The organism is Streptomyces sp. ISL-100, from assembly GCF_018614615.1.
Taxonomy (GTDB): domain Bacteria; phylum Actinomycetota; class Actinomycetes; order Streptomycetales; family Streptomycetaceae; genus Streptomyces.
Map to the genome: position 1 here is coordinate 20,108 of NZ_JAGGOK010000048.1, position 8,839 is coordinate 28,946.

An 8,839-nucleotide genomic window follows, 5' to 3' on the forward strand; every position below is an offset into this window, starting at 1 on the left:
TCGTACGAAGGACTCCCCGGCGCCGATACCGCTGGGTAACGTACGCGACCCGACCAGCGCCCCGCCGCCGCTCCCCCGGCCCCGGTCGCGCTCCTCCCTGCAGTCCGCCCGGGACCCAGCCGCGCAAGGAGCAGCCCGCACATGTCGCACTACCCGCAATACCTGTACCCCTGGCAGAGTTCCCGGCCCGCCCCGCCGCTGCCCCCACAGCCCGCCGCCGCCCCCGCCCACCAGAACGCCCCAGGCCACCACGGCGACCTGCGCAGACTCCGCTCGGCGTACCGCCGCCTGCGCCGCGTGGCCACCTCACCGCCCTCGGCTACTTCACGCTCTTCCTCATCCTCTCCGGCTTCGCCCCCGACCTGATGAGCACCGAACTGCCCGGCGGCCTCAACACCGGTCTCCTGCTCGGCCTGGGCCAGCTCCCCGTGACCTTCGTGGCCATCGCCGTGTACGAACAGTCCGCCCGCCACCGCGTCGACCCGCTCGCCGAGCACCTGCGCGGGCAGGCCCGCACGGGGCGGGCCCAGTGACCGGATTCAGCGACTCCGCACAGGAGATGTCCCTGGTCGCCTTCATCGCGGTGGCCACCATCACCCTGCTGCTGTGCGTCATGACCGGCCCCGACCGCGACGACCTCGACGAGTTCTACACCGGCTACCGCTCCCTGTCCCCGATGCGCAACGGCCTCGCCATCGCCGGCGACTACATCTCCGCCGCCACCGTCCTCGGCACCATCGGCGTCATCTCCCTCACCGGCTACGACGGCGTCGTACTGGCCCTGAGCACGGCCCTCTCTCTCGTCCTGCTGATGTTCCTGCTCGCCGAACCCCTGCGCAACGCGGGCCGGTTCACCATGGGCGACGCCTTCGCCCGCCGGGCGCCGAGCCGCGCCGTACGCATCACCGCGAGCGCCGTCACACTCGCCGCGCTCCTGCCGATGATGGTCGTACAGCTGGCGGGCCCATCTGCTCTCCTTCATCCTGGGCTTCGGGAGCTCGGGCTTCAGGACGGGCTGCATCATCGTCCTCGGCGTACTGATGATCAGTTACGCCGCCATCGGGGGCATGAAGGGCACCGCCCTCATCCAGATCATCAAGACCGTGTTCCTGCTAGGAACGGGCGTGATTCTCGCCGTACTGATCCTGGGCCGCTTCGACCGGAGTACGGCGCGACTCCTCGGCGCGGCGAAGGCCGGCAGCGGCGCGGGCGACGCCTTCCTCCAGTCGGGGCTCCAGTTCGGCGGCAGCCAACTCGACATGATCAGCTCCGAGTTGACGGTCGTCCTCGGCGCCGCGTGTCTGCCCCACATCACGATGCGCATGTACAGCTCACGCAGCGCGCTCGCCGTGCGGCGCTCCATGTCCTGGGCGGTCTCGGCCGTAGTCGTCTTCTGCCTGCTCATCGCGGTGATCGGCTTCGGCGCGGCGGCGCTCGTCGGCCACCGGACGATCACCGCGTCCGACCCGCAGGGCGATACGTCGATCCTGCTGGTCAGCCAGGCGCTGCTGGGCGGCGACGCGTCCGCCCTCGAAACCCTCGTCTTCACGTCCGTCACGACAGCGATCTTCCTCACCCTCCTCGCATCGGTGGCCGGGATGATCCTGGCGTGCGCGAACTCCCTCGCCCACGACCTCTTCGCCCACGGCGTCCGCAAGTCCCCGACCGGCGACGACGCGACGGAGATGGCGCTGGCGAGAGCGGCGGCGATCGGCGTCGGCATTCCCGCGATCGTCCTCGCGGTGCTGGCCCGCCACTGGAACGTACAGCCGCTGGTCACCCTGTCGTTCTGCATCGGCGCATCCGCCCTGGCCCCGGCGCTGGTCTTCAGCCTCTTCTGGCGCCGCTTCACACGTACGGGCCTGATGTGCACCCTCATCGGCGGCACGCTGACAGCGCGGCACCATGGAGTCATGCGGACCATGCGGACCGAACCCGTGCTCGTGCTCGTGTACGACGGAGACCGCGGCTTCTGCACCGCCTCGGTGAACCTCGCCGAGCGGCGGCTGCGCCCCCGCTGCGCGATCACCCCGTGGCAGTTCACCGACCTGGACGCCCTCGGTGTCACGCAGCGGCGGGCCGAGCACGAAGCGCTGTGGGTCACCCCCACCGGAGCGGTGCACGGTGGGGCGCAGGCCGTCGCGAAGCTGCTGCTGAGCGCGGGCCGGGGGTGGGCGGTGCCGGGGGCGCTGCTCACGCTGCCGCCCTTGCGGTGGCTCGCCCACGGGGCGTACCGCCTGATCGCGAACAACCGCACCCGCATGCCGGGCGCCACCCCGGCCTGCGCCCTCCCGCACCACCACCGCCCGCCCACCTGAACCGGCGCTGCCCGTCAGCCTTCTGCCGGGGCGCGGCCGGTCAGGGTGGCCAGGCTGGTGCGGACATGCGTCATGTGCGCCTGAATCTCCTCGCGCGCGTCGTCGTGCTCGCGCAGGAGGCGCTCCGTCTCGCGTACGACGCGCTCCTCACGCACCCGCGCCTCCGCAAGCAGGGCGGCGGCGCGCGCCTCCGCTTTCTCCTGACCGTGACGGGCCGCCTCCTCCGCGGCGGCCAGGGCTCGCTGCGCGTCCGCGAGGCCGCCCTCGGCGCAGGCCACGCGCTCCGTATGACGAGCGGTCAGCTCGGCCTCCTGTCCGGCGAGTTCGCGCTCGGCACTCTCCCAGCGCTCCGCGTGCTCCTTCTCCTGGCCGGCGAGCAACTCCGCCGCACGCTGCCGCATTTCCTTCAGCGCCGCGATCGCCTCGCCCCGTCGCGCCTTCACGTCCCGCCGTGCGCCGGCCCTGGTCTCGTCGGCGGTGCGCTGGGCGCCGAGGAGGATCTGCTGGGCACGGGCATCGGCCTCGGCCAGTACCGTCTGGGCGTGCTCACGGGCAGCGTCGCGGGTGGCGGTGGCCGCCGCATCGGCGGCGTCGCGCAGCGCCTGGGCCTCATCGCGGGCCGAGGCCACCACTTCCGCGGCCTCCTCCTCGACCACCGCGAGGAGGTGCTGGGCGCGCTTGCCGAGGGTCTCGTACGTCTGGGGAGCGAGCCCGTCCGCCTGTTCGCGCATCCGCGCCGCCTCGGCCTCCATCTCCTTCATCAGGACGGTGAGGCGCGCGGCGCGCTCCCACGCGGCGTCGCGGTCCTGGGAGAGCCCGGCGGCGTACCTCTCCACCTGGTCAGGACGGTAACCGCGGCCCCGCCCGACGGTGAAGCCGTGAGGTGACGGTGAAACCGATGCACTCATCCTTGAAGCCTCTCTCCGACGCACAACACAATCCGTCGCAATCTTGACGGATGAGGCTCAAGTGCTCAAAACCCGACACTCCGCCCGATCGCACCCGGCCAAGGATGCGTCAATTGCTGTCAGAAGTCGGAATCGAGGTGCTGTCACACAGCGCGCCGAAGAGTTTTTCGGCCGACAACTGGGGCGGGCGCCCGACCCGTACCGCAGGTCGAGCGCCCGAACGTACTCCTCAGACGGTCAGAGCAGGCCGTCCCACATCTGCTCCAGCAGCACCGACCACCAGCTCTCCGGCGACGCCAGCGCCGCCGGGTCCAGCGCGGCGAGCTGCGCCTGGAAGTCGACCGTCCAGCGGCCGGCCTGCTCGGGCGTGAGGCCGAAACGCAGCCGCCACATGTGGCCGAGGAGCGCCAGCGAGCGCGTGAACTCCGGCAGCCCGGTGTTCACGAACTGCGGCGGCACCGGCTGGCCACCGGGGCCCGCCTCCACCGGCACGGCCACAATGTTGGCCGTGCCGTACTGCACACAGACCGCCCGGCCGAAGTCGCTGCCCATGACGAGATACGAGCCCGCGTCCGCGGCAGGCTGCACCCCACGCTGCCCGGCGAGCTCCGCGAGCGTCGGCACCGGCTGGCCCGGCACCGCCTGCGCCCAGAAGAACGGCCCGAAATCGACGGGCAGTCCCGCCCACACCAGCGTGCGCGCCACGATCTCCGGTACGCCCTGACGCGACACCGCCGCCTGGTCGAAACGGAAGATGCCCTGCGGCCCGAAGGCCCCCATCAGCTCGTGTGCGATGCCCTCCGGCGGGATCGGCGGCGCCTGCATCAGCTGGCCCGGCGGCGGCAACGGCACCCGCACCGGCGCCGGGCGCGCCGGGCCGTCCGCGACCTGGTGCAACTCGCCCTGGTGGGTCAGGAGATGCTGCATGCCCTGCTGGCGGCTGGCGTGATCCTTGCCGTACGGCGCCACGCTCGTGATCCGCACCTGCGGCCACGTCTCGCGGATCATACGGGCGCAGTAACCACCCGGCAGTTCGCACGACTCCAGCTCCGTGTGCAGCTCCAGCACCTGTTGCGGCGGCACATTCATCGCGCGCAACTCATGCAGGATCTGCCACTCCGGGTGCGGCGTGCCGGGCGCGGAGCGGCGGATGAGCTGCTGCTCACTGCCGTCCTGAGCGCGGTAGCGCAGGACGGCCTGGTAGCCGGGGCCGACGGTCGGCAGGCCGGTCGGCTGGGGCTGCGGATAGCCGTACGCCTGCCCCTGGCCCTGCGGCTGCGGGGGCTGCGGCATGGGCATGGGCTGCTGCATCGGCTGCGGCATCGGCGCAACACCGGGCGGCATTCCCGGCGGGCCGGGCGGACCGGGCGGCTGCGGGACACCGGGCGGCGGACCGACCTGGCCGGGACCGGCCAGCATGGTCGCCGCATGATGCACACCGCCGCCGGGCGGACCAGGCGGCTGCGGAGCTCCGGGCGGGCCGGGGGGCTGCGGAGCGCCGGACATGCCGCCGCCCTGACTCGGGTCTGCCAGCATCGTCGCCGCATGATGTACGCCCCCACCGGGCGGCTGAGGCGGCGAACCAGGAGCTCCGGGCGGACCGGGAGGACCGGGCGGCTGCGGAGCCCCCGGCATACCGCCACCCTGACTCGGGTCGGCGAACATCGTCGCCGCATGGTGAACACCGCCACCAGGAGGCGGCGTCGGCGAACCAGGAGCGCCAGGAGCGCCAGGAGGACTCGGCGGACCCGGCGGACCGGGCGGCTGCGGCCCGCCGGGCCCCAGCGCCGAAACGAGCTGAGTCGGTACGTACCCACCCGCCGGAGCACCGTGCGCACCCGGCCCCGAGGGCGGCGGAACCGCCCCGGGCCGCGCACCCGGCGCACCGGGAACGCCGGGCGGCGGCGGTGGCATCGAACCGCTCCCCCGCGCACCGCGCGGCACGGAAGCCTTGCTGGTCGCGGCGTCGGCGATGTCCCCCGCATCGGACCGGGGCCCGCCGGGCCGTACGGGCCCAACCGGCGGCTGCGGAGCCTCACCGGGGACCGCGGGGGCCACCGTGGTCGAGGGCAAGTGGCTGCCGCCCGACATAAGCGCCGTCTTGGCCTCCGGCGGCACACCGGGCGGCGGGGCGTCGTCCTCGTCGGACCCGGAGAGCGGCGGCGCGAAAACCGTCGCGGGCAGCGGAACGGACGCGTCGTCCGAGCCGGTGGCCGAGTTGGTGTCGGTCCCGGCCCAGGGGGTCGCCCCGGCGGGCGCCGCGGGCACGCCGTCGGAAGCGGTGGGCTCGTAGTCGACCTGGCCCGCAGTGGGCCAGGAAGTCCCCCCGGACCCGCGTTCGGCCTGCGAAGCGTTCTCACTCCCGGTTCCGCCCCAACTCCCGCCCCCGGTCGCTGAACTGGCGTCACCCTGCGGGCCACTGCCCCCAGCACCGGAGGGCGAGCCCACCCCCGGCTGAGGCGCATTGGCACCGAGCGCGCCACCGGCACCGCCCGCCGAAGGCGAAGCCGCCCCCGCGCTCACCGCGTCGGCCCAACCGCCGCCCGCAGAGGACGAACCCGCCCCCGCCTGCGGCCCATTGGCACCGGCGAGAGGCCAGTCGCCGCCCGCCGAGGGTGAACCGGCAGCCGAATCCGAAGGCACACCAGCAGACGCACCAACAGGCGAGTCCGAAGGCTCATCCGAAGACTGCCCCGAAGACGGCCCAGAAGCCGAACCCGCCGCACGGCGATCCGGAATGCCGATCTTGTCCGCCGCGTCCTGGAGCCACTCCGGTGGCGTCAACAGGAACGACGTCTGTTCCAGGTCAACCCGCTGCGCCGGAGCCGGCCCGGCATCCGCCACCGGTGACACGTCCGGCGTCCCGTACTCCTCCTCGTACCGGCGGATCACCTCGCCCACCGGCAGCCCGGGCCACAGCGTGGCCTCGCCACTGTCCCGGGCGATGACGAGGCGCTGGCGCCCGCCGTCCGACGCCGGACCGTTCGCACGGTCCTCCGCCCACACCACGAAACCGAGTTCGAACTCGCGCACCCGCACCTCCCGGTGCGACGGCACGGGCACATCCCCGTTGACCCACTCTTCCGCGCGCTCCTGCGCCTGTGCGAAGGTCACCATAGGACCGTCACCCCTCCACCGGGACGGCGCGCGCGAAGCCGCCGTCCACCATCAGGTTCGCCACGGTCTCCAGCTCCGGCGGATTGCCCGCCAGCCGCTGCAGAAAAGCGTCGAAGTCGTCGCCGCAGGGCAGCAGCAGCCGCTCCACGCGCTCGTGCACCGTCCAGCCGTCGCGGTCCCGCGCGTCGTCGTACGCGACGAACCACACCGACCCCACCGCCTCGCCCCTGACCTTCACGGCCAGCAGACCGCCCTGCACGAAGGCGACGCCCAAGTAGTCCTTGGTCATGTGATCGCGCAAGCACTTGTTGACGTACACCAGATCATTCACCGCGGCCTCGTCCCGCACGGTGAAGAACGGCTGGTCGACCAGCAGCCCCAGCTCCGCGTCCAGCGCCGCACCCACCGGCGCGCAACCGCCCGCCGCCTTCAAGAAGGACCGGTACGCGCCCGGAAGCCGGTAGCCAAGATCTTCCTCCACGCCCAGGATCTGCTGCTCACTCACCGATCCGGAACCCTTCGGCAGCCCGAAATGGGCCGGCCGCGTCTCCTGCAGCGGGCGCGTACCGCGCTTGTCCTGGTCGACGGCAGCCGTCGCCAGCCCACCGTGGTGGCGCAAAAGCGCCTTCACCTCAACGGGTACGAGTTCCATGCGCCGGGTGCCCGCCACGTGGTGCCAGGTCCAGCCGTGCGGGGTGGCGACCGCCGGGATCGTGTCCCACAGGTCGTGCCCGGAGGCGGCCAGTGCCGCATTGGCGGACACGTAGTCGGTAAGCCGCAGTTCGTCGACGCCGAAACCCTCCGGGGGCTCGGCGATCTCCGCGGCGGCACGCGCGTACGGCGTGAAAACCGGGAAGCCGGCGTCGTCAACACGCACACCCTGAGGGTGGCGGGAGGCCCGGACCGGGTCCGGGAAGTGCACGAGCTGCCCGGCGTAGGCCGCATTCGGTGGCGCGGCTTGCTGCCCGAGCCGACCTGTCGTCATGGCGGTTGCCCCCTGCTGCGTCTGGCTGATCCGGACAGCCTATGCGGTGGGGCAACAGGCGGCCCCGCCCCTCGCCTTGCGTAACGAACCGTCACACGGGGGTCACCACCTGGCGACACACGTACACGATTCACCGACCCAGCTTCCGTACCAGTGGACACATTTGGCAGGCTGTCCCAGCAACGCGGGGGCGTGCACACCAGCGGCTACCGTCGCGGGCACGGGAGGGGAGCACCACCATGCACACGGCACAGACAGCCGCTACGACGACACCGACGGGCACCGCCACGGCCACGACAGCGACAACGACAACGGCGCCGACGTCAGCCACAGCGGCGGCCACAGCCACCGCCAAAGCCGGAGACCCGCGCCTCAGCTGGAGCAGCACCGAGCCCACCCGCGTGCCCGCGCTCAGCCACCGCCGCGACGGCATCCTGCCGACAGTCGCCGCCGCACTCTCGGTACGCGGCGCCGACACACTGATGTGCACCGCGGGCAGAGGCGACCAGCCACCACCGCTGCACCCGCTCGTCCAGGACTTCCTCGACACCCTCACCAGCAGCCAACGGGAACGCTTCACCGGCCGCTGCCCGGAAGCGATCCTCCTCTCCCGGCACATCACCGCCACCGAAGGCTCACGCTCCAAACGCGCCTCCCGCAAACCGCTCACCACGGGCGAGGCCCGCCGCTCCCTGAAGCACTCCAAGCTCACGGCACGCCGCATCCGCGAGGACGGCGATCCGCTGCACGGCAGCTACGCCCCGCCGTGCCGATCCTGTACGCCGATGCTCGCCCATTTCGGCGTACGTCCCGTAGACCCGACCGCGACCACCAACGAGAAGGGCTGACCCGCAGCCAATGCCGGCCCCCAACACCAGCACCACCCGCTTCCCGGTAGCCGTGGACGACGCCCTGCGCGCGGCCGGCTGGCAGCCCGGGCGCTGGGACATACGGCAGGCGGAGCACTGGGCCGACACGCTGCGCGCGCACACCTCACCGGCCGGCCACCGGCACAGCGTCTTTCCAGCGGCGGTCGAGGCGTGGGCCGAGTTCGGCGGGCTGCACATCTCGCCGCCGGGCCCGGGCCGGCAGATCGCCCCCACACCAGTACGTTTCGATCCCCTCAGCGGACTGCACCATGCGCGCACGCTCGCCGACCTCGGCCGGGCCCTCGGCACGGAGGTCTGCCCGCTCGGCACCGAACTCGGCGGCGAGGGGGACGCGGGCCAGGCGGTGCTCGCGATCGATGTGGAAGGCCGGGTCTACAGCCTGGACCATACGGGCGACTGGTTCCTGGGCGCGGACCTCGACCAGGCCCTGTCCACCCTGATCACCGGCACTCAGCCGAGCCGCCTGACTCCGGCGTAGGGGGCGGGCCGCTGCGCGAGCCTTTTCCCCGGACGGGCTGGATTCGGCCGCCCCCTCCAGCCCCTCCGGCGTTTGAGGAGCGGGGTCTTGGGGCAGCGCCCCAGTGCGGGAAGGGGCGGGTAGGGGAAAGGCCCCGCGCAGCG

The 8,839-nt window shown here is 72.6% G+C and carries 7 protein-coding genes and 1 pseudogene; 5 read left to right on the forward strand and 3 right to left on the reverse strand.

Annotated elements, in window-relative coordinates:
• Window positions 1-365 precede the first annotated feature (365 nt).
• The 3 genes and pseudogenes from J7E89_RS42420 (at window position 366) to J7E89_RS40990 (ending at window position 2,318) form a co-directional block, all read left to right on the forward strand.
• Window positions 366-533, forward strand: coding sequence for a DUF485 domain-containing protein (locus J7E89_RS42420; protein ID WP_374196847.1), 168 nt, complete (start codon window positions 366-368; stop codon window positions 531-533).
• Window positions 530-1,895: pseudogene (locus J7E89_RS21245) on the forward strand (cation acetate symporter); the annotation flags it as partial. The gene J7E89_RS42420 and the pseudogene J7E89_RS21245, both read left to right, overlap by 4 nt.
• Window positions 1,896-1,922: 27 nt before the next feature.
• Window positions 1,923-2,318 (forward strand): thiol-disulfide oxidoreductase DCC family protein, encoded by a 396-nt coding sequence (locus tag J7E89_RS40990; RefSeq protein ID WP_251060872.1) that lies wholly within the window; start codon window positions 1,923-1,925, stop codon window positions 2,316-2,318.
• Window positions 2,319-2,332: 14 nt separating this feature from the next.
• On the opposite strand, the gene J7E89_RS21250 is transcribed toward J7E89_RS40990, so the two are convergent.
• From J7E89_RS21250 to J7E89_RS21260, 3 genes are all read right to left on the reverse strand, one after another.
• Window positions 2,333-3,154, reverse strand: coding sequence for a cellulose-binding protein (locus J7E89_RS21250; protein ID WP_308315552.1), 822 nt, complete (start codon window positions 3,152-3,154; stop codon window positions 2,333-2,335).
• A gap of 309 nt (window positions 3,155-3,463) precedes the next feature.
• Complete coding sequence (locus J7E89_RS21255) at window positions 3,464-6,343, reverse strand: SUKH-4 family immunity protein (protein ID WP_214975856.1); 2,880 nt, start codon at window positions 6,341-6,343, stop codon at window positions 3,464-3,466.
• 7 nt (window positions 6,344-6,350) lie between these two features.
• Window positions 6,351-7,328, reverse strand: coding sequence for an SMI1/KNR4 family protein (locus J7E89_RS21260; RefSeq protein ID WP_214975858.1), 978 nt, complete (start codon window positions 7,326-7,328; stop codon window positions 6,351-6,353).
• Between the two features lie 239 nt (window positions 7,329-7,567).
• On the opposite strand from J7E89_RS21260, the gene J7E89_RS21265 reads away from it, so the two are divergent.
• Window positions 7,568-8,176 carry a YwqJ-related putative deaminase gene (locus tag J7E89_RS21265; RefSeq protein ID WP_214975860.1) on the forward strand — a complete coding sequence of 203 codons (609 nt, stop codon included), beginning with the start codon at window positions 7,568-7,570 and terminating at the stop codon, window positions 8,174-8,176.
• Between the two features lie 10 nt (window positions 8,177-8,186).
• Window positions 8,187-8,696, forward strand: a complete 510-nt coding sequence (locus J7E89_RS21270; protein ID WP_214975862.1) for an SUKH-3 domain-containing protein — start codon at window positions 8,187-8,189, stop codon at window positions 8,694-8,696.
• The last annotated feature ends 143 nt before the right edge of the window (window positions 8,697-8,839 follow it).

Excerpts from the sequence above, each read along its gene's own strand:
- J7E89_RS42420 (WP_374196847.1), top strand. The coding sequence starts at position 366 with ATGAGCACCGAACTGCCCGGCGGCCTCAACACCGGTCTCCTGCTCGGC.
- J7E89_RS40990 (WP_251060872.1), top strand. The coding sequence starts at position 1,923 with ATGCGGACCGAACCCGTGCTCGTGCTCGTGTACGACGGAGACCGCGGC.
- J7E89_RS21255 (WP_214975856.1), bottom strand. The coding sequence starts at position 6,343 with ATGGTGACCTTCGCACAGGCGCAGGAGCGCGCGGAAGAGTGGGTCAAC.
- J7E89_RS21260 (WP_214975858.1), bottom strand. The coding sequence starts at position 7,328 with ATGACGACAGGTCGGCTCGGGCAGCAAGCCGCGCCACCGAATGCGGCC.
- J7E89_RS21265 (WP_214975860.1), top strand. The coding sequence starts at position 7,568 with ATGCACACGGCACAGACAGCCGCTACGACGACACCGACGGGCACCGCC.
- J7E89_RS21270 (WP_214975862.1), top strand. The coding sequence starts at position 8,187 with ATGCCGGCCCCCAACACCAGCACCACCCGCTTCCCGGTAGCCGTGGAC.